Annotated in this window: 16 protein-coding genes and 1 other RNA gene; 8 read left to right on the forward strand and 9 right to left on the reverse strand. The window is 64.5% G+C overall.

Annotated elements, in window-relative coordinates:
* Positions 1 to 20: 20 nt before the first annotated feature.
* Complete coding sequence (locus tag ACZZ0O_RS00005; protein WP_463591885.1) at positions 21 to 941, reverse strand: IS110 family transposase; 921 nt, start codon at positions 939 to 941, stop codon at positions 21 to 23.
* A gap of 397 nt (positions 942 to 1,338) precedes the next feature.
* On the opposite strand from ACZZ0O_RS00005, the gene otsB reads away from it, so the two are divergent.
* The 5 genes from otsB (at position 1,339) to ACZZ0O_RS00030 (ending at position 11,068) form a co-directional block, all read left to right on the forward strand.
* Complete coding sequence (gene otsB, locus ACZZ0O_RS00010) at positions 1,339 to 2,103, forward strand: trehalose-phosphatase (RefSeq protein ID WP_463591886.1); 765 nt, start codon at positions 1,339 to 1,341, stop codon at positions 2,101 to 2,103.
* A 40-nt stretch (positions 2,104 to 2,143) separates the two neighbouring features.
* Positions 2,144 to 3,922, forward strand: a complete 1,779-nt coding sequence (locus tag ACZZ0O_RS00015; protein WP_463591887.1) for a glycoside hydrolase family 15 protein — start codon at positions 2,144 to 2,146, stop codon at positions 3,920 to 3,922.
* Positions 3,919 to 5,286: an alpha,alpha-trehalose-phosphate synthase (UDP-forming) gene (otsA, locus tag ACZZ0O_RS00020; RefSeq protein ID WP_055848926.1), complete on the forward strand. Its 1,368-nt coding sequence runs from the start codon at positions 3,919 to 3,921 to the stop codon at positions 5,284 to 5,286. The genes ACZZ0O_RS00015 and otsA overlap by 4 nt, the downstream gene beginning before the upstream one ends.
* Positions 5,287 to 6,016: 730 nt before the next feature.
* Entirely contained in the window at positions 6,017 to 8,455 is a 2,439-nt protein-coding gene (locus ACZZ0O_RS00025) for a membrane-bound PQQ-dependent dehydrogenase, glucose/quinate/shikimate family (protein ID WP_463592516.1), read from the forward strand.
* Between the two features lie 744 nt (positions 8,456 to 9,199).
* Entirely contained in the window at positions 9,200 to 11,068 is a 1,869-nt protein-coding gene (locus ACZZ0O_RS00030) for a methyl-accepting chemotaxis protein (RefSeq protein ID WP_463591888.1), read from the forward strand.
* A gap of 262 nt (positions 11,069 to 11,330) precedes the next feature.
* Here the strand turns inward: ACZZ0O_RS00030 and ACZZ0O_RS00035 are convergent, their stop codons facing one another.
* The 4 genes from ACZZ0O_RS00035 to rluD are packed head-to-tail and all read right to left on the reverse strand — an operon-like array spanning position 11,331 to position 14,091.
* Positions 11,331 to 11,765: a thiol-disulfide oxidoreductase DCC family protein gene (locus ACZZ0O_RS00035; protein ID WP_463591889.1), complete on the reverse strand. Its 435-nt coding sequence runs from the start codon at positions 11,763 to 11,765 to the stop codon at positions 11,331 to 11,333.
* Entirely contained in the window at positions 11,752 to 12,282 is a 531-nt protein-coding gene (locus ACZZ0O_RS00040; RefSeq protein ID WP_463592517.1) for a DUF4166 domain-containing protein, read from the reverse strand. The genes ACZZ0O_RS00035 and ACZZ0O_RS00040 overlap by 14 nt, the downstream gene beginning before the upstream one ends.
* Positions 12,279 to 13,094 carry a peptidoglycan editing factor PgeF gene (gene pgeF / locus ACZZ0O_RS00045; protein WP_463592518.1) on the reverse strand — a complete coding sequence of 272 codons (816 nt, stop codon included), beginning with the start codon at positions 13,092 to 13,094 and terminating at the stop codon, positions 12,279 to 12,281. Before pgeF ends, ACZZ0O_RS00040 begins: the two co-directional genes overlap by 4 nt.
* 1 nt (position 13,095) lies before the next feature.
* On the reverse strand, positions 13,096 to 14,091 hold the full coding sequence (gene rluD, locus ACZZ0O_RS00050) for a 23S rRNA pseudouridine(1911/1915/1917) synthase RluD (protein ID WP_463591890.1): 996 nt from the start codon (positions 14,089 to 14,091) through the stop codon (positions 13,096 to 13,098).
* Positions 14,092 to 14,211: 120 nt separating this feature from the next.
* On the opposite strand from rluD, the gene ACZZ0O_RS00055 reads away from it, so the two are divergent.
* From ACZZ0O_RS00055 to ACZZ0O_RS00065, 3 genes are all read left to right on the forward strand, one after another.
* Positions 14,212 to 15,093, forward strand: a complete 882-nt coding sequence (locus tag ACZZ0O_RS00055; protein WP_055848912.1) for an outer membrane protein assembly factor BamD — start codon at positions 14,212 to 14,214, stop codon at positions 15,091 to 15,093.
* A gap of 282 nt (positions 15,094 to 15,375) precedes the next feature.
* A non-coding RNA gene (locus ACZZ0O_RS00060) (sX9 sRNA) lies at positions 15,376 to 15,451 on the forward strand.
* Between the two features lie 48 nt (positions 15,452 to 15,499).
* On the forward strand, positions 15,500 to 16,477 hold the full coding sequence (locus ACZZ0O_RS00065) for a hypothetical protein (RefSeq protein ID WP_463591891.1): 978 nt from the start codon (positions 15,500 to 15,502) through the stop codon (positions 16,475 to 16,477).
* Here the strand turns inward: ACZZ0O_RS00065 and ACZZ0O_RS00070 are convergent.
* The 4 genes from ACZZ0O_RS00070 to sucC all read right to left on the reverse strand — a co-directional run bounded on the left by ACZZ0O_RS00070 (position 16,471) and on the right by sucC (position 20,993).
* Complete coding sequence (locus tag ACZZ0O_RS00070) at positions 16,471 to 18,111, reverse strand: NAD+ synthase (RefSeq protein WP_463591892.1); 1,641 nt, start codon at positions 18,109 to 18,111, stop codon at positions 16,471 to 16,473. The two genes, ACZZ0O_RS00065 and ACZZ0O_RS00070, sit on opposite strands and share 7 nt — an antisense overlap.
* Positions 18,112 to 18,132: 21 nt before the next feature.
* Entirely contained in the window at positions 18,133 to 18,504 is a 372-nt protein-coding gene (locus tag ACZZ0O_RS00075; protein ID WP_115562715.1) for an endonuclease domain-containing protein, read from the reverse strand.
* A gap of 419 nt (positions 18,505 to 18,923) precedes the next feature.
* Positions 18,924 to 19,799 (reverse strand): succinate--CoA ligase subunit alpha, encoded by an 876-nt coding sequence (gene sucD / locus ACZZ0O_RS00080; RefSeq protein ID WP_055848897.1) that lies wholly within the window; start codon positions 19,797 to 19,799, stop codon positions 18,924 to 18,926.
* Positions 19,800 to 19,823: 24 nt separating this feature from the next.
* Complete coding sequence (gene sucC, locus ACZZ0O_RS00085) at positions 19,824 to 20,993, reverse strand: ADP-forming succinate--CoA ligase subunit beta (protein WP_055848894.1); 1,170 nt, start codon at positions 20,991 to 20,993, stop codon at positions 19,824 to 19,826.
* Positions 20,994 to 21,028: the final 35 nt, after the last annotated feature.

The following is a 21,028-nucleotide window of genomic DNA, read 5'->3' on the forward strand; positions in this document are numbered from 1 at the left end:
CGGGAGAGCAACTGTCTTGATCAATTGGCGGCGCCAGCCGCCAATTGATCTCGTAGCTTTGCGTTGAGGATCACCAGCAGTTTGCGCATGGCCGCCACCAGCGCCACCTTGCTCGCTTTGCCTTGCGCGCGTAGCCGCTGGTAAAACGCGCGCAGTGATTCGTTGAAACGCACTGCCGTCAGGGTCGCCATGTACAGCACCTGGCGCACGCAAGCCCGCCCGCCCCAGATGCAGCGGGCGCCGCGCATCGTGCCACTATCTCGGGCAAGCGGCGCCACCCCGACCAGCTTGGCGATCGCCTTGCCGGTGAGTTTGCCCAGTTCCGGTAGCTGCGCCGCCAGGCTCGCCAACAGCACCGGGCCGACGCCTTTGACCTGGCTCAGCACCGCCAGCTCGGCGCGCGCGCCCACTTGCTGCGCAATACGCTTGTCCAGCTCGGCAAGCTGCTGCTGCAAGTGCCGCAGGCTGCTCTGCGCCTGGCTGCACAGCCAAGCGTCGGTCAGGTGGGACTGGCGCTGCCGTTCCTGCTGCACCATCGCCACCACCTGCGTGCGGCGCTGCTGGTAGGCGCGCAGCTGCGCGCGCCAGCCTTCTACCGGCTGGTAGCGCGTCAGCGGCAACAGCGCGGCCATCTGCGCCAGCACGCGTGCATCCAGTCGATCGGTCTTGGCCAGCTGACCGGTGGCCTTGGCAAAGTCCCGTGCCTGCCGAGAATTGACACGCGCCACCGGCATCCCAGCCGCATACAAGCTCTCCAACGCCAGCTGCTCATAGCCGCCGGTCGCCTCCACCACCACTTGATGCAGGTCCGCCGGCCCCAGCCAGGTGCACATCTGCTGCAGGCCCGACACGCTGTTGGCAAACCGCCGACCGTCGCGTTGGCCGTGCATCTGCACATCCAGCCACCGCTTGCTGACATCGATTCCGACACTCTCGCTCATGGACAACTCCCGCTATGCTCGAAGGGTCGAGAGTTCTCCTGTGCGGCCCAGCCTTAGCATTACGAGCGCCTACTCGAGCAACTGTTCGGGCGTTTGCAAGGAGATTCCGGCGTGGCGACCTCGCTCTCCCGCGGTCGCTTAGACCCATGGGTTATCGGTCGACCACGCCGGCTCTCGACACCTAATCTGGCAGATGCCCAAGAACTAAGGGGTTGGGGTGAGGGTACGGGCCAAGCTCCCGTGTCCTTCCAACTGCACGAGGCTTCGCACGTAGCCTAAGCCGGCGCCACACGCCATTTTCTCCCGAGGGGAGAAGGATAGGCAGTTGCATGTATCTACCAGCACCCACTGCCGTTCCATAACCTGAATCTCACACCGGTTTGCGCACACTAGCGCAATGGCAGACGCGCATTCCCCCCTTCCGTCGCCGCCATTGCTGGACGATGCCTGCGCATTGTTTCTGGACGTGGACGGCACCCTGATCGACTTTGCCGACAGCCCCGAGGCCGTACGGCTATTGCCCGAGGTACGCGAGGCGATCGTCCTGCTGAGCGAGCGCCTCAACGGCGCCATCGCCTTGGTCAGCGGACGTCCGCTCGCACAGCTCGATGCCTTGTTCGCACCACTGCTACTGCCGGCCGCCGGCCTGCATGGGCATGAGTTGCGCAGCGATGTTGCCGCACGTGCCGCCATGCCGCAGGACACTTCTGCATTCCTGCATGGCCTGCATCAACGCGCTGCGGCGCTGACGCACAAGCACACAGGCGTGCTGGTCGAAGACAAAGGCGTCAGCGTTGCGCTGCATTGGCGCGCGCAACCGGATGCCGGCCCTGATGTGTTGGCCTTCGCGCAGGACGAAATCGCCCAGCTCTCCGGCTATCGCCTGCAGCCGGGCGACCACGTGGTCGAATTCGTGCCCGAAGGCAGCAACAAGGGCCTGGCCGTCGAACAGCTGATGCAGACCGCCGCATTTGCAGGCCGCACGCCGGTGTTCGTCGGCGACGACCTTACCGACGAATTCGGCTTCGACGCGGCCAATCGCTTAGGCGGCTGGAGCATTCTGGTCGGCGATCGCGCACAGACCAGCGCGCGTTTTCGTGTCGACGGCACTGCCGCTGTGCACGCGTGGCTGCAACACAACGCGCGCCACGCATCACCGTAGGCGCGCTTCCTTTCGCTACTTACAGGATCGTTTGCACCTCATGACCGAGCCAAACCTGGATCTGGGCGTCATCGGCAATTGCAGCTTTGGCGCTTTGGTCGATCGGCAGGCACGCGTGGTGTGGAGCTGTCTGCCCGCCTTCGACGGCGACCCGGCCTTTTGCAGCTTGCTGTCGCCCAAGACCGAAGGCGGCGATTTTGCGGTGGAGCTGGAAGACTTCGTCAGCAGTGAGCAGCACTACCTGCCCAACACTGCCGTGCTGCGCACCGTCTTGCGCGATAGCCACGGTGGCGAAGTGGAAGTCATCGACTTCGCACCGCGCTGGCGCAATAACGGCCGTTTTTACCGGCCTGTCAGCATCATCCGGCAGATTCGCCCGCTCGCTGGCAACCCGCGCATCGTGGTGCGCGCACGCCCGCTCGCCGACTGGGGTGGCCGCACGCCCGATACCACCTGGGGCAGCAACCATATCCGTTGGGTGTTGCCGGAATTCACCTTGCGCCTGACCACCGACGTGCCGGTGCGCTTCGTGCGCGACGGCTTGCCGTTCGTACTCAGCCACCCGGTGAGTCTGGTGCTGGGCGTGGACGAATCGCTGACCCGCTCCCTCACCGGTTACGTGCAGGAAGCGCAGGAACGCACCGAAGAATATTGGCGCGAATGGGTGCGCTATCTGTCCATTCCGCTGGACTGGCAGGAGGCGGTGATCCGTAGCGCGATCACGCTCAAGCTGTGCCAGTACGAAGATAGCGGCGCCATCATCGCCGCGATGACCACGTCTATTCCGGAAGCGCCGAATACGCCGCGCAACTGGGATTACCGGTATTGCTGGCTGCGCGACGCCGCGTTCGTGGTGCGCGCGCTCAACCGGCTGGGCGCCACGCGCACGATGGAGCAATTCATCGGCTACATCTTCAACATCGCCACTGCCGACGGCACCCTGCAGCCGCTGTACGGCATTGGCTTCGAATCGCAGCTGGAAGAGCACGAAGTCGACACGATGGACGGCTACCGCGGCATGGGCCCGGTGCGGCGCGGCAACCTGGCGTGGATCCAGCAGCAGCACGATGTCTATGGCAGCGTGGTGTTGGCCTCGACGCAATTGTTCTTCGATCTGCGCCTGAAGGATCAGGGCGACGCCGACACCTTCCGCCGGCTCGAACCACTGGGCGAGCGCGCCTATGCGCTGCACAACGTGCCTGACGCCGGCCTGTGGGAATTCCGCGGCCGTGCCGAAGTGCACACCTACACTGCCGCGATGTGCTGGGCCGCGTGCGATCGCTTGTCGAAGATCGCCGACCGCCTGGCGCTGCCCGAGCGCAGCGTGTACTGGCAGCAGCGCGCAGACAGCATTCGCGAGCGCGTGTTGGCCGAAGCCTGGAGCGAAGAATGCGGCCATTTCACCGACACGTTCGGTGGCCATCGTCTGGATGCGTCGCTGCTGTTGCTGGCCGACATCGGCATCGTGGATGCCGACGACAGCCGCTTCGTGCGCACGGTCGAAGCGGTCGGCCGGGTGCTCAAACATGGCGATGCGCTGTATCGCTACATCGCGCCCGACGACTTCGGCGAGCCGGAAACCAGCTTCACCATCTGCACGTTCTGGTACATCGATGCGCTGGCCTCCATCGGCCGCAAGGACGAGGCACGTGAATTGTTCGAGCGCATCCTGTCGCGCCGCAATCACCTCGGCTTGCTTTCGGAAGACCTATCGTTCGAAGACGGCGAAGCCTGGGGCAATTTCCCTCAGACCTATTCGCATGTCGGTTTGATCATCGCAGCGATGCGCTTGTCGCGGAGCTGGCAGGAGGCGTCATGAGTCGTTTGGTGGTGGTATCCAATCGTGTTGCAGTGCCCGGCGAAAACCGCGCGGGCGGCCTTGCAGTCGGGTTGTTGGCGGCGCTCAAGGAGCGCGGCGGCATGTGGTTCGGCTGGAGCGGCAAGACCGCGCGTGGCGACAGCGGCGGCATGCACGAGCAAACCGAAGGCGACATCACCTTCGTCACCATGGACCTCAACAAGCGCGACATCGACTCGTACTACAACGGCTTTGCCAATCGCACGTTGTGGCCGTTGCTGCACTTCCGTCTGGACCTGGTCGATTACGACCGCGCCAAGCGCGAAGGCTATCTGCGCGTCAATCGCCTGTTCGCGGAAAAACTCGCGCCACTGCTGAAAGATAGCGACACCTTGTGGATTCACGATTACCACATGATCCCGCTGGGCGCGATGCTGCGCGAGCTGGGGGTGGGCTGCAAGATGGGCTTCTTCCTGCATGTGCCGATGCCATCGGCCGATTTGATGCAGGCGATGCCCGATCACGCGCGCTTGTTCAGTACCTTTTATGCCTACGATCTGGTCGGCTTCCAGACCCAACGCGATGCCGAGCGCTTCAAGGCGTATGTACGCCTGTTCGGTGGCGGCCGCATTCTGGACGGCGATCTGGTCGAAGGCCCGGGTGGACGGCGCTTCACCGCCTCGTCGTTCCCGATCGGGATCGACACCGATCTGATTGCCAATCAGGCAAAAGCATCCGTCAGCAAGCAAGCCGTGCGCGATCTGCGCGAGAGTCTGCGCGGGCGGCAGCTGGCCATCGGTGTGGACCGGTTGGATTACTCCAAAGGTCTGCCGGAACGCTTCCAGGGCTTCGAGCGTTATCTGGAGCGCTACCCGGATCAATCCGGCAGCCTGACCTATCTGCAGATCGCACCGGTATCGCGCGGCGATGTCACCGAATATCGTCAATTACGCGGGCAGCTGGAACAGATCGCCGGCCACATCAATGGTGGACATGCGGGGCCGGACTGGACGCCGCTGCGCTACGTCAACCAGAACTTCAGCCATGCAACATTGACTGGTTTCTATCGGGCCGCATCGGTGGGCCTGGTAACGCCATTGCGCGATGGCATGAATCTGGTCGCCAAAGAATTTGTGGCCGCGCAGGACCCTGAAAATCCCGGTGTCCTGGTACTGTCGTTGCTGGCCGGCGCGGCGGACGAAATGAAGGAAGCGCTACTGGTCAATCCGCACGATCTGGACGGTGTGGCCGATGCTATTGCAACGGCAGCAAGCATGCCGTTGGCAACACGTATCGAGCGGTGGCGGGCGATGATGGATCATCTGCGCAAGAACAACATCAACCACTGGCGCCAGCGGTATCTGCAGGCGCTCGCAGATGCCTAAGCTTTCCTCGGTGAGGGGGAATGTACGCAGACTGCTGCGTGCATTGCCTTCTTCCTGCGGGAGGCTGGATAAATTCCCTTCTCCCTCCGGGAGAAGGTGCCCGAAGGGCGGATGAGGGTACGGTTACAAGGGATTTCCGGCAGATGCGCTTGTAGCCATTCGGGAATTTCAAGCACAGCTTTAAGCCACAGCGCTCTAGGGCACAGCGAAGTCAAAGGCTTCCACGCCCTTCAGGCGCGGGTGGCCTCTTCGGCCACGCATGACTGTGGTGCTCGGCTTGCTTTAAGGCGACTGGGTGAGTCAAAAGCAAAAACTGAGCTAAGCAACTGCAAGACCAATGCAGAGCAAGCCGAACAAAAAAAGCAATTCGCAAGCGACAGCGATTCTCGCGTGCATCACTCGTCAGGTATCACCGCGCATCAACCGAAAATGTCAGCGCCCTTCGCTGCACTGCTCAAATTCCACGCAAATTCGGTACATCCGAGCTGCAGGTTGGAACAATGGTTCCTATTCCGTCACGGACAGGCGGCGCTCAGAGGTCTAAAATATTCACATGAGTAGCGCTGAGGACCCTGGGAGGGGCTGCGCGTTCATATCCAAGGTCGCCGGCAGCCTTTGCCAACGGGTGACCTCTCTCCCTCCACGACTTGTCGCCGGTGCATGCCGCCCAAGTCCTTCCTGATATCTCAAAATGACTGATCAATCCTCAAAACGTGGGCTAGGCACCTGGTTGCTGGTGGCCTATGCAGTGGTGATCGCCGTGCTCGGTGCGGTGCTCGCCTACGAAGGCGGCCGCCTGGTCGCCGTCGGCGGTTCCTGGTACTACCTGCTCGCGGGCATTGCGCTGCTGCTGGCCGGCGTGTTGCTGGCGCTGGGCAAGCGTGCCGGCCTGTGGCTGTTTGGCGCCACGCTGGCCGCCACCATCGCGTGGGCGCTGTGGGAAGTGGGTATGGATGGCTGGGGCCTGGTCCCGCGTCTGGCCTGGATGTCGGTGCTGGGCCTGGTACTGCTGCCGTTCTGGGGCGTGGCGCGTCGGCGCATGCAGCCCTTGTCCGGCGCCGGCTATGTCGTGGTGACCGGTGTGCTGCCGATCCTGGGCGCAGCGCTGATCCTGTGGCCGCTGTTTATGCCGCGCAATGTGGAGCTGGCCGACGCATCCAAGCAGGCGGCCGACAACGCCACTGCCTTCAGTCGCGGCAGCGTGCCCAGCCCGGACGGCAATGTCGCGGCCAATCACGACGCCAGCAACTGGACCGCGTATGCCGGTTCCAACCTGTCCAATCACTACACCCCCGGCGCGCAGGTCACCCCGGACAACGTGAAGAACCTCAAGGTGGCCTGGGAATTCCATACCGGCGATCTGAAGCCGGCCGGCTCCAAGCTGGGCTACGCCTTCCAGAACACCCCGCTCAAGATCGGCGACCTGCTGTACATCTGCACCCCGACCCAGAAGGTGATCGCGGTGGAAGCGGCCAACGGCAAGGAGCGCTGGCGCTTCGACCCGCAGACCAACCCCAAGGCGATGGCCGGTGTGGCCGCCACCACCTGCCGTGGCGTGTCGTACTACCAGGCGCCGGAAGGCACTGCCGACTGCCCGACGCGAATCTTCTGGCCGATGGTCGATGGTCGCCTCGGCGCGCTGGACGCGCAGACCGGCAAGCTGTGCGCCAGCTTCGGCAACAACGGCTATGTGGACCTCAATGCCGGCACCGGCAATACCAAGCCTGGCTTCGTCGGCCCGACCTCGCCGCCGGTGGTGATGCGCGGCGTGGTGATCCAGCCGACCGGCCAGGTGCGTGACGGCCAGGAAGGCGATGCGCCGTCCGGCGTGGTGCGCGGCTTCGATGCCCTCACCGGCCAGCTGCGCTGGGCCTGGGATCTGGGCAACCCGGCGATCACCGCCGAACCGCCCGCTGGCCAGACCTACACGCGTTCGACCCCGAACGTGTGGTCGCTGATGGCGGCCGACGATGAGCTGGGCCTGGTGTATCTGCCCACCGGCAATGCGGCCGGCGACTTCTTCGGGAAGGGCCGTACCCCGCAGGATGAGGAATACACCGCCTCGTTGGTCGCCGTGGACGCGGCCACCGGCAAGGAGCGCTGGCATTTCCGTACCGTCAACCACGACCTGTGGGATTACGACATCGGCCCGCAGCCGAACCTGGTCGATTGGCCGGTCGCCGGCGGCGGCACCCGTCCTGCGGTGATCCAGGCTACCAAGTCCGGCCAGGTGTTCGTGCTGGATCGTGCCACCGGCGCGCCGTTGATGCCGGTCAAACAGATGGCCGTGCCGCAAGGCACCGACCATGGCGACTGGACCGCTGCCACCCAGCCGATCTCGCCGGGCATGCCCAACACCGTGGGCGCGCCCAGCCGCGAGGTCGAGACCATCATCGAATCCGATGCCTGGGGCATGACCCCGTTCGATCAGCTGGCCTGCCGTATCCAGTTCAAGCAGCTGCGCTACGAAGGCATGTTCACCCCGCCGACGCTGCAAGGCTCACTGGCGTTCACCGGCAACCACGGCGGCATCAACTGGGGCGGCGTCTCGGTCGATCTGCAGCGCGGCATCATGGTGATGAACAGCAATCGCCTGCCCTACACCTTGCAGGTCTATACCCGCGAGAAAATGAACGAACTCGGCGTCGTGTCGGTGTTCGACGGCAAGAGCAAGACCCCCGGCTACATGGCGCAGAAGGGCCTGGCCTATGGCGCGCGCAAGGAGCCGTGGATGTCGCCGCTCAACACCCCGTGCGTCGCCCCGCCGTGGGGCTACATCTCCGGTGTGGATCTGCGCACGCAGCAGGTGCTGTGGCGCCGTCCGCTGGGTACCGGCTACGACCAGGGTCCGATGGGCATCCCGTCCAAGACCAAGTTCGAGATCGGCACGCCCAACAACAGCGGCTCACTGGCCACCGCCGGTGGCGTGACCTTCATCGGCGCAACCCTGGACGACTTCATGCGCGGCTTCGACACCCGCACCGGCAAGCAGGTCTGGGAGACGCGCGTGCCGGCCGGCCCGCAGGCTGCCCCGTTGAGCTACACCATCGACGGCAAGCAGTACATCGTGGCAGCCGTGGGTGGGCACGACCGCATGGAAACCAAGTCCGGCGACAGCGTCATCGCCTGGGCCTTGCCGGACGCTGCACCAGCGGCGCCGGCGAAGTAATCGCCAGCCCTTTTGGGCAGTGACACAACAGACCGGCCGTCGCGAGACGGCCGGTTTTTTTATGGGCGCGGCCTGTCGATTGGGCGAATCGTCGTTGTCCGGATGCGGCGGAGCATGTGGTGTGCGGTCGGAATCCGTGGTTCCGGCAGCACGCCTGAATTGCACTGGGTTGCGTCCGCTCATGACAGGTGTGCCGGAACTGCGGTTTGACCGACGGGCCATCGGCGTCGCACCGAGCCGTGTCGGATGGAGGTCTTTCCGAAGTTCTTCGGGTCGCTGCTTTTCAAGTTCTCCTGCTGCGATTTCCCGACACCCGGTGCACTGCCATGGCGGTGGTTTGTGCCCGCTCTGATTTCAGAGCAAACCCGACACCGACACCGGCACCGGCACCGGCAACAGTGCAACGCGCGCTAGTAGCCGCTGCCAGATCAGGGGAAGCGAACCGCCCATCTGCATTCCATCGGAGCGTGGAATTGCCCGACCTCACGACAGCCCAATTTCACGCGGAATTTACAACCAGGAACACCGATTCCGGGCAGCCGAGAGCTGCTCAAAACATACGCACCGCAATTGAAAACGCTTCCAAATCAACCACATCAGCTTTTTGTGGGTTCGGCAGCACGCATTCCGACAAACGGTCCTTTCACACCATCATGATTCGGGCTCGGCCGCCGATACCCCATTGCAGCCCACTCCTGCCGCACACCGTTCCCCCTTTCCCAGAACACTAGTCGGACTCAGCCTATGTTGCCTTCACACGATGCCGCACCCGTTTCCCGCCCACCCGCGGACGCAAACGTTGCGCGTACCACCTGGACTGCATGGATGCCCGCTGCCGCAAACCTCGGGCTGCTGGCCTTGCTGACGCTCTATGCCGCAACGCTGGTGCCCGGCGGCGTCGGTAGCGCGTTCGCGAAGCTGTTCCCGGCCCTGCTGGTGCTCGGCGCGGCCAGCGTCGGCCTGTGGTGGTGGGCGCGTCGTCGCAGCAGTGCGCAGCTGCAGCAGGCAGTGAGTGCCGTCGCTGCGCTGGGCGAAGGCCGCTTTCAGCGCCTGGACGCGCGTACCGCCTCCGGTGAACTGGCACCGCTGCTGCGCACGTTGCAGGCGACCCAGGACAAGCTGGCCATCCGCATCGACGTGATGGAACAAGGCCTTCGCCATGGGCAGTTCGTGATCAAGGCACTCGACGATCTGGACACCATGATCCGCATCGCCGACGACGACGGCCAGGTGCTGTTCGCCAACCGCAAGCTGCTCGCGATGCTCAAGCTGATCGAGCCGGATGTGCAGAGCTTCCGCCCCAGCTTCCATGCCGAAGGATTCGTCGGCGGCAGCATCGGCGACATCTACCCGGACAGCCAGGCCGCCATCGACCGCATGCGCGCGTTGAATGCGTCCAAGGCCGTGCGCGCGCCGTTCTTCGGGCGCCAGATCGACTTTGTATACAGCCCGATCATCGCCGCCGACGGCACCAAGCTGGGCACCATCGCGCAGTGGATGGACGTCACCGCGCAGGTCAACGCCGAGCAGGCGCTGATCCAGATCATCGACGCGGCATCGGCCGGCGATTTCAGTCGCCGCATGCAGGTCGACGGCATGGATGGCGTGCTGCTGTCGCTGGCGCAAGGCATCAACCGCATCTACGACTCGGTGGAAACCCACCTGGCCGCGTTGGCACGCGTCATCAGCGCGATGGCCGAAGGCGACCTCACCCAGCGCGTGGACGGCGATGCGCACGGCATCTTTGCGCGTCTGCGCGACGACACCAACCAGACCGTCGCCCGTCTGACCGAAATCATCGGCGGCATCCAGACTGCATCGGACACCATCCGCCAGGCTGCGGTGGAAATCGCCGCTGGCAATACCGATCTGTCCGAACGCACCGAGCAGCAGGCGGCGAATCTGGAAGAAACCGCAAGCTCCATGGAAGAACTCACCTCGACCGTGAAGCAGAATGCCGACAGCGCGCTGCAGGCCAACCGCCTGGTGGTGGGCACCGGTGAAGTGGCGCAAAGCGGCGGCCAGGTGATGGATGATGTGGTCGCCACCATGAGCCAGATCAGTACCGCCTCGCGCAAGATCGGCGAGATCATCGGCGTCATCGACGGCATCGCGTTTCAGACCAATATCCTGGCGCTCAATGCCGCGGTGGAAGCAGCACGTGCCGGCGAACAGGGCCGCGGTTTTGCGGTCGTCGCCTCGGAAGTGCGCGCATTGGCGCGGCGCTCTGCCGATGCGGCAAAAGAGATCAAGACGCTGATCGCCGACTCCACCGACAAGGTGGAGCTGGGCTCGGGGCTGGTGCATCGTGCCGGCGCGACCATGCGCGAGATCGTCGGCTCGGTCAAACACGTCACCGACATCATGAGCGAGATCACCTCGGCCAGCGCCGAGCAGTCCAGCGGCATCGAACAGGTCAATCGCACCGTCGCACAACTGGATGAGGTCACCCAACGCAACGCCGCGTTGGTGGAAGAAGCCACGGCCGCCGCACGTAGCCTGGAAGAACAGGCGGTGGAACTGGCCGATGCGGTCTCGATCTTCCGCCTGCAGCCCGCGCACAGCGGCAACTCGAACGTCGTGCGCGCAAGTTTCGGAAACGCGGCGGCATAAACCGTAGGAGCGCACCCGGGCGCGACGAAGCATCACCGGTAATGCCCCATCGCGCCCAGGTTCGCCTACGCCAAGCAAGCGTGCGTGTCTGCCATCGTTGGTCCGGCACGCAAAGCCACAAACAACACGCCAAATCGAAGCGCCACCCCACAGATGAACCAATCTTCGTAGGAGCGCACCTGGGCGCGACGAAGCTTTATCGGTAACGCCCCATCGCGCCCATGTGCGCTCCTACGCCAAGCTGGTTTGGCGGCAGCGAGGGCTAATCCAGGAACCGCGCACGCTGCTCGGGTGTTGGCAGCATGCAGTGCTCGGTACGCCCGAACCAGCGATAGCGATTGCGCGCGATCAGGCGATAGCCGATGTCGCGCAAGCCACGTGGGACCACGCGCAACACTGCAAACAAGCGCCAAACGCCACCCAAACCGGCCAGCACGCGCACGATCGCATCGCTGTCGGTCCATGCACCGGTGCCGTCCACCAGCAAAAACGACAGCGGATCATCGGGATCCAGCCCGTGCTGCTGCAACAGCGCGCGCCCGGCGTGCCCCTGCATCGCGGCAAAGCGATAACGCCCACGTCGATCGTGGCGCAGCAGCAACGTGACCCAGCCATTGCACAGCAGACACACGCCATCGAACACGATGGTTGCCGGCGCACTGCGCGCATCAACCTGCGGCGATTCAACCTGGCGCAAGCCAACCCTCGTAGCGAATGAACGGCCCGACCAGCGGCAGGTGCACGTCGACGAAAAATCCATAGCGGCCAGCGTCGACATGTTCCCGGCAACGCACCTGCTCGAACCAGCGCGCAGGCAGCGGGATCCAGCCGAATGCCCACACGCGCGTGGCCTGCCAGTACAACGCGTCGGCATCGGCACGCAGCGCGAATTCGAAGCGCACCGCGCCCAGGTGCTCGCGCAGTGCATCGCCGTGGCGCCATAACCGTGAATACATCGGCAACCCGGCAAACCGCCGATGCCAACGCTCGCCGTGCGCATCGACCAGAAACTCCACTTCGACATCCACCTCGCCAGTGCGCGGCAAGCGGCTCAGCAACGCCAGCAATGGCACCAAGGCATGACGACCGCGCTGGATCTGCGCCCTTCCGCCAAAGGTCTGGCGCTGCTGCACCGAGTGCAGCGCGCGCACCGGCGCAGGCAGCTGCGCGAACGCATCCTGGCCGAGTACCTGCGCGAACAATGGCGTGTTCAGGGCGCGATCCAGGCCAGCGTGGCCATGCGTCCGCTGCGACGGTCGCGGCGGTGCGAGAAGAAGCGTTGCGGATCGGAAATGGTGCACAGCCCGCCGCCATGGATCGCGCTGGCCGGCACGCCGGCACGCTGCAAGCGCTGGCGCGCCAGTGCATACAGATCCACCCGCCAATGCCCCGGCCGCGTGGCGCTGAAGGCGTCCTGCGCCTGCGCATCGTCGGAGACGAAGGCATCGAAGACGTCCTGCCCGATTTCATATGCCTGCGGTCCCGCTGCCGGCCCCAGCCATGCGATCAACCGCGACGCAGGCGTACGCATGGCGGCCACGCTGCGCTCGAGCATGCCGTCGGCGAGCCCGCGCCAACCGGCATGCGCGGCCGCCACTTCGCTGCCATCGGCCGCCGCCAGCACCACGGGCAGGCAATCGGCAGTGAGGATCGCCAGCACCACGCCAGGCACAGCGGTCACAGCCGCATCGGCAATAGGTTCAGACGCAGCTGGCGCGAGATCGCCCGCGCCATCCGACCGCGCATCGGATGCAGGCAGCGGCGCCTCGACGCGCACGACCTCGACGCCGTGCACCTGCCGCAACCAATGCGGCGCGCTCGGCAACGCCAACGCCTCGACCAGCAGTGCCCGGTTGCGCTCCACCTGCTCGGGCGTATCGCCCTCGGGGCTGTTGCGGTTGCCCAGATTGAGTGTGTCGAACGGCGGCAGCGAGCCGCCCAGCCCGTAGCGCAATGTAGTCAGCGCCTGGATGCGTGGCGGCGCAGGCCAGTCGGCCGGCAGGATGCAAGGCGCGGCCACTGTCACTTCAGCGGCGTGCCAGCTCGGCGGCACGTGCGCTGTCTTCACGCAGCGCGGTCATCAGCCGCTGCAGGTCGGCCGGCACCGGTGCGGTGGCGCGCACCGGCTCGCCGCTGACCGGATGCAGGAATTCCAGCGTTTCGGCATGCAGCGCCTGGCGCTTGAAGGTGCGCAGCTCGTGCACCAGCTCGTCGGTGGCGCCCTTGGGCAGCTTGAGCGCGCCGCCGTACAGCGGGTCGCCAACGATCGGCGACTTCAGATGCGCCATATGCACGCGGATCTGATGGGTGCGCCCGGTTTCCAGGCGGCATTCCAGCGCGGTATGCGCACGGAAGCGTTCGCGCAGCCGGTAATGGGTGACCGCGTCGCGGCCGTCGTCGCGCACCGCCATCTTCAGGCGATCACGTGGATGGCGGTCGATCGGCGCATTGGCGGTGCCGCCGGACACCAGCGCACCGACCACCACCGCCAGATACTGGCGATGCACATCGCGCGCGGACAGCTGTTCCACCAGCGCCGTCTGCGCCTGCACGGTCCGCGCGACCACCATGACGCCGCTGGTTTCCTTGTCCAGACGATGCACCACGCCGGCGCGTGGCACCGCCGACAACGCGGGGTCGCGGAACAGCAGCGCATTGACCAGGGTGCCGTCCGGATTGCCCGCGCCTGGGTGTACGACCAGTCCGGCCGGCTTGTCGATTACCAGCACCTGGTCGTCTTCGTACAACACGTTCAGCGGGATGTCCTGCGGGGCGGCATGGGTCTGGGTTTCCAGCACCACTTGCAGCTGCACGCTCTCGCCGCCGCGCAAGGTGTCGCGCGGTCGCGCCATTTCGCCATCCAGCAGCGCATCGCCGGACTTGATCCATTCCGACAGCCGCGAGCGCGAGAATTCAGGGAACAGCTCGGCCAGCACCGCGTCGAAACGGCGCCCTGCGGCGTTATCGGGCACGATGGCCTGACGGATGGACGGGTGGATAGGGTCGGCAGATGGGTCGGACATGGACACTGGCACTCAGGCAAAAACGGGAATTTGGCGGTCCGGGCGGCAGGAGTCAGTCGCCGGACAGGCCACTAGGCTATCATCGCGCTTTCGTTTTCCTGACGCGTCCTTCCCAGACCCATGATCCGACGGTCCACGTTTTCCGCGCCTGCGCGCCTGATTGCCCTCATGCTGGTCATGGCGTTCGTCGTCACCGGCTGCCACCGCGGCGCCAAGGACAAGAATCCCGATGAGGGCATGCCGGTCGAGCAGCTCTATGGCAAAGGCCACGGCCTGATGGAGAAAGGCAACTGGGCTGGCGCCGAAGCCAGCTACAAGCGCCTGATTGCCCAGTACCCGTATGGTCCGTACACCGAGCAGGCGATGATCGAAAGCGCCTACGCCCAGTACAAGGCCGGCAAGCACGACGACACGGTGTCCAGCGTCGACCGCTTCATCCGGACCTATCCCACGCACCGCAACATCTCGTACCTGTACTACCTGCGCGGGCTGGCCAACAGTAACCGCGACACGGTGTTCCTGCGTCGGGTGTGGTCGCTGGACCCAAGCCGCCGCGATCTGTCGTCGCCGCAGCAGGCCTACAACGACTTCAATACGGTCACCGACCGCTATCCCAACAGCCGCTACGCGCCCGACGCGCGCAAGCGGATGATCGAGCTGCGCGACGTGTTCGCCCAGCACGAGCTGGATAACGCGCTGTACTACCTGCGCCGCAACGCCTGGGTGTCAGCAGCCGGCCGCGCCAACTATCTGCTGGAAACCTACCCGCAGAGCGCCTATCAGTACGACGCCGTTGCCGTGCTGGCGGAGGCCTACACACACCTGGGCAACAAGACCCTGGCCGCAGACGCACGCCGCGTGCTCGAACTCAACAGCCCGCAGCACCCGTGGCTGACCGGCAATTGGCCGAAGTACCCCTGGGCGATCCGCAAGCTCAACCCGTTTGCCGGCGAGAAGTCCGCCGCTACCGGTCAGCGCAATGCACAGATGAGCCGCGACTAAGACTGCAGTCGCTGCCGAATACACAAGGGGCCGAAAGGCCCCTTTTTCATGCCTGAGAGGTCGGTGCGGCAAGCCGCCGCCGCAGTGAGCGCTCCCCACTGCGGTCGCGTCTGTGCGCGCGTGCTCGCTCCCTGTGCCGGCTACCGCAAGCCTGCGCGCGTCCCGTAACCGGCGCCAGATCACCTAACCGGCGGGCTGGCCTGCCTATACTCAAACCTTAGAGCAGCTAACAAAACGACTGTGCTCATCGCCAGGCGGGCGCGGCCGGTTCTCGGAGTCGGCATCTACCACGCATACACTCCGGTTCCTCCGCGCCATCCACACCCACCTGACGATTGCTCGCGACGGTTTGTTAGCCGCTCTTAGGAAGATCCGACTCCCCGCCGGCGCCAGCCAAGGAGGCCGCATGTCTCGTCTCATCGCCCTATTTTTGCTCGCGGTGTCGCTGGCAACACTGAGCACGGTCTCAGTCGCGGCCCCGATCGTCTACGGCGTCAACGCCCACGACAATCGCCCCGGCTACCCCATGAACCAGGCCGAGGCACGCTTCAAACTGCTGGCCGCGCGCAATCTGCGCAGCTACCGCTTCGATGTGGATCCGCGCGATTACGCAACGCTGGATGCCCTGGTGCCACTGGCGCGTCAGTACGGCATCACGCTACGCCCGATGGTCTACCCGATGTCGCGCGAGATCGGTTACCAACTGGCACGTCGCTACGCGGCCGACATCAAGGTCTGGGAGATCGGCAACGAACAGGACCTGGTGCGCGCCGAAGCCGATGCCCGCATCGCCGCGATGACCACCATGTATCTGGGCATGCGCCAGGCCTCCAACGAACTAGGCGCGGGCCTGCGTTTCACCATCAACATCACCGCCTGCAACAGCGACGACCGCAGCGCCAACGCGCGTTGCCCAGGCGACCGCAATGGCTCGCTGTGGTTTCTTGCCAAGGCCAAGGCCGCCGGTTTCGACTTCGACCACATCAGCTTCCACTACTACGCCTTCCACCACGATGCCGGCTACTGGACGGACTTGTACCTGGGCCAGCTACGCTCCGCCGCGCAGACCTACAACACGCCGGTGTTCTTCAACGAGCTGAACTGCGCCGAGGTCTACACCGGCAACACCACCGGCGGCGCGGAAGGCGATCGGGGTTGCTTCGACAGCCTGGCGCAGCTGCTGCGCAACGTGCGCGCCAACTATGCCGACGTCGTGTCTGAGATCAATGTCTACGAGTTGCTGGACCAGACCACCATCCAGGGCGCAGAAGGCCACTTCGGCCTGATGTACGACCTGACGCGACCCAAGCCGACTCTTGATTTGCTCACCCGCTTCGCGCAACCGCCGGCCACCGCAGCGATGGCCGACGCGCCGGGTTACTGACCGGAATACCCGTTGGTGATCGGGTAACGCCGCTCGCGACCAAACGCGCGCCGCGAGATCTTCGGCCCGGGCGCGGCCTGATGGCGCTTCCATTCGTTGATCCGCACCAGGCGCAGCACGTGTTCGACGGTGTCGGCTGCATAACCGGCGGCGACGATCTCGTCGCGCGACTGCTCCTGGTCGACATAGCGATACAGGATGCCGTCGAGCACATCGTAGGGCGGCAGCGAATCCTGGTCGGTCTGGTTGTCGCGTAGCTCGGCCGATGGCGGGCGCGAGATCACCGCCGGTGGAATGACCGGCGCACCGCCGACGGTATTACGCCATTTCGCCAGGCCGAACACTTCGGTCTTGTAGAGATCCTTCAGCGGCGCGTAGCCACCGCACATGTCGCCGTAAATGGTGGCGTAGCCCACTGCGTATTCGCTCTTGTTGCCAGTGGTCAGCAGCAACCCGCCGAATTTGTTGGACAGCGCCATCAAGATCACGCCACGGCTGCGCGACTGCAGATTCTCTTCGGTGACATCCGGCTGGGTGCCTTCGAACATTGGACCCAACGCGGCGAGCAAGCCTTCGAAGGCCGGCTCGATCGCGATGGTTTCCAGCTTCACGCCCATCGCGCGGCATTGCTCCTCGGCCAGATCGTTGGACAGACCGGCGGTATAGCGCGACGGCAGCCGCACCGCGGTGACGTTATCGCCGCCCAGCGCATCGACCGCCATCGCCAGCACCAGCGCCGAATCGATGCCGCCGGACAGGCCCAGCCACACCTTGCTGAAGCCGTTCTTGCGGCAGTAATCCTGCAGGCCACGCACCACCGCGCGCCAGGCGAGCGCGTCCATGCTCTCGTCGCCATCGTCCACCCAGACCACCGGGGTGAAGCGGCGTTCGCCGGCGGCGTAGTTCACCACCAGCCATTGATCGACAAAGGCGGCGGCGGCCGGATGCACGGTGCCGTCGCCATCAGCCACCACCGACGCGCCGTCGAACACCAGCGCGTCCTGGCCGCCAACCACGTTGAGATACGCAATCGCCGCCCCGCTCTCGCGCGTGCGCTCTGCCAATAGCGCATCGCGCTGCGCGTGCTTGCCGCGCTCGTACGGCGAGGCATTGGGGACCAGCACCAGCTCGGCGCCGGCATGCACGGTTTTGGCCAGCGGCTCGGCGAACCACAGGTCTTCGCAGATCACCACGCCCACCTGCACGCCCTTGACCGTGACCACGCAATTGTCGCCATCCGGGTCCACATCGAAGTAACGACGCTCGTCGAACACCGCGTAGTTGGGCAGCTCGCGCTTGCGGTAGGTCGCTTCGATGCGGCCATCGCGCAACACGCTGGCGGCGTTGTAGACCACGCTACCGGCGCTTTGCGGCCAGCCGACCACGGCGACGATACCGCGCGTACTCGCCGCAATGCGCGTCAATGCTTGTTCGCAGTGCGCCAAGAACCCCGGACGCAGCAGCAGATCTTCCGGCGGGTAGCCGCTGATCGCCAGTTCGGGAAACAGCACGATGTCCGCCTCGAACTCATCGCGTGCCGTGGCAATGAACTCGATGATGCGATCGGTATTTTTTGCCACCGCCCCAACCGGGAAGTCGAACTGGGCCATGGCGATGCGGAGGATCTGGGACATATCGGCAGCCTTTTGCGGTTCCTACCGGATGCCGGAAGGAGGGGAAGAAGAACGGGCAACGCACAAACCTTGCGCAATCGCGTTGCACACATCGTCAGTGCGCGCCAGCACCGCATTATTCCAGAAGCGCAGCAGCTGGAAGCCCTCGCGCTGCAGGAAGGCGTCGCGTACTGCATCGGAGCAGGCGTTCAGATGCTGGCTGCCATCAAGTTCGATGATCAATGCGCAGTCAAGGCAGGCGAAATCGGCGATGTACGGCCCGACCGGACACTGCCTGCGAAACTTGAAGCCCAGCAAGCGCCGATCACGCAGCCGGTACCAAAGCGCGCGCTCGGCGTTGGTCATCTCGCGTCGCAAGATTTTCGCAAATCGAATTTTTTCGCCAGCGCGCATTGGATGCATCGGGTTTTTGTCAGATCACAGCGTGTTATGGAACTGCCGGTGCCAGCTATCGGTTGCGATCGATTTGGGGTGTAGGGGAAAGCTGCCCTCACCCCTACCCCTCTCCCGCAAGCGGGAGAGGGGAAATCCGACGCGCGAAGCTAAAGCAGTCCGCTTCTGCTGCAACTGCTGCTGCAACTGCAACTGCAACTGCTGCTCCTGCTCCTGCTCCCGCCCCTGCTACTGCACCTGCTCCCGCTCCCGCTCCCGCTCCCACCATCTATCAGCCACGCAACTGCCTGCGTCACTCCCTTCTCCCGCATGCGGGAGAAGGTGCCCGAAGGGCGGATGAGGGAAGCACTATCGAGCCATAAAAAAAGGCCACCCGAAGGTGGCCTCTCTCAACTCGCCGACTAGCGCGCAGCGCGTACTTACTTCACCAGCGCAGCAATCGCCGCACCCAGATCGCCCGGCGAACGGACGGTCTTGACGCCAGCGGCTTCCATCGCCGCGAACTTGCCTTCGGCGGTGCCCTTGCCACCCGATGCGATCGCACCGGCGTGGCCCATGCGCTTGCCGGCCGGAGCCGACGCACCGGCGATGAAGCCGACCACCGGCTTCTTCACGAACTGCTTGATGTACTCGGCACCTGCTTCTTCGGCGTCGCCGCCGATCTCGCCGACCATGATGATGCCTTCGGTCTGCGGGTCTTCGTTGAACAGCTTGAGGCAGTCGACGAAGTTCAGGCCGTTGATCGGGTCGCCGCCGATACCGATACAGGTGCTCTGGCCCAGGCCCACTTCGGTGGTCTGCTTGACCGCTTCATAGGTCAGGGTGCCCGAACGCGACACGATGCCGATCTTGCCCGGCTTGTGGATGTGGCCCGGCATGATGCCGATCTTGCACTCGCCCGGGGTGATCACGCCGGGGCAGTTCGGCCCGATCAGCACGGTGTCCGGATGCGAGCGGGTCAGCACGTTCTTGACGCGCAGCATGTCCAGCACCGGGATGCCTTCGGTGATGCAGACGATGACCTTGATGCCGGCCGCAGCCGCTTCCAGGATCGCGTCGGCCGCATACGGCGGCGGCACGTAGATCACCGACGCATCGGCGCCGGTGTTCTGCACGGCGTCGGCCACGGTGTTGAACACCGGCAGATCGATATGCGTGGTGCCGCCCTTGCCGGGGGTCACGCCGCCGACGACCTGGGTGCCGTACTCGATCATCTGAGTGGCGTGGAAGGTGCCCTGCTGGCCGGTGAAGCCCTGCACGATCACCTTGGTGTTCTTGTTAATCAAAACGGACATGGATAGTTCCTTCGGTGTCGTGAATCAGGCGGCGTTCTTGACAGCTTCAACGACCTTCTTGGCACCGTCGTTGATGTTGTCGGCCGGGATGATGGCCATGCCGCTGTCGCGCAGCAGCTGCTTGCCTTCTTCCACGTTGGTGCCTTCCAGGCGCACCACAACCGGAACCTTGACGCCCACTTCCTTGACCGCAGCGATGATGCCTTCGGCAATCATGTCGCAGCGGACGATGCCGCCGAAGATGTTGACGAAGATGCCTTCGACCTTGGCCGAGGACAGGATCAGCTTGAACGCCTCGATGACGCGCTGCTTGTTCGCACCGCCGCCCACGTCCAGGAAGTTCGCCGGCTCGCCGCCATTGAGCTTGATGACGTCCATGGTGGCCATGGCCAGGCCTGCGCCGTTGACCATGCAACCGATGTTGCCGTCCATGGTGACGTAGTTGATGTCCAGCTCCGAAGCGGTCACTTCGGTCTCGTCTTCCTGCGTCTTGTCGCGCATGGCGATCAGCTGCTTCTGACGGAATGCGGCGTTGTCGTCGCTGTCGAACTTGCCGTCCAGCGCGTACAGGTTGCCGTCGTCCAGGATCGCCAGCGGGTTGATTTCAACCAGCGCCAGGTCCTTTTCGTTGAACAGGCGGTACAGGTTCACCATGATGCTGGCGAACTGGCCGGCCTGCTTGGCGTTGAGGCCGAGCTTGAAGCCGAAATCGCGACCGTGGTAGCCCTGCACACCTTCGACGAAATCGACGTTGAGCGAGTGGATCAGCTCCGGCGTTTCGGCAGCGACCTGCTCGATCTCCACGCCGCCTTCGGACGAGGCGATGTAGGTGATGGTCTTGGTGCCGCGGTCGACCAGGATCGACAGATACAGCTCCTTGACGATCTCGCCGGCGGTGGTCACCAGCACCAGGTTGATCGGCAGCTCGACGCCGGCGGTCTGGTAGGTCGACATCTTGGTGCCGAGCATCTTGGCCGCTGCGGCCTTCACATCGTCGGTGGTCTTGCAGAACTTGACGCCGCCAGCCTTGCCGCGGCCGCCCGCGTGGATCTGCGCTTTCACCATCCAGGGGCCCTTGCCCAGGGAATTGGCGACTTCAACCGCTTCGTCCGGGGTCGCCGCGACCTTGCCGGCCGGAACGGGGATGCCGTACTCGGCAAGCAGCTGTTTTGACTGGTATTCGTGGAAATTCATGCGTCACCGTGGGAAAAGGAAACGACCGCTGCGTG

The organism is Xanthomonas sp. AC360 (genome assembly GCF_979258225.1).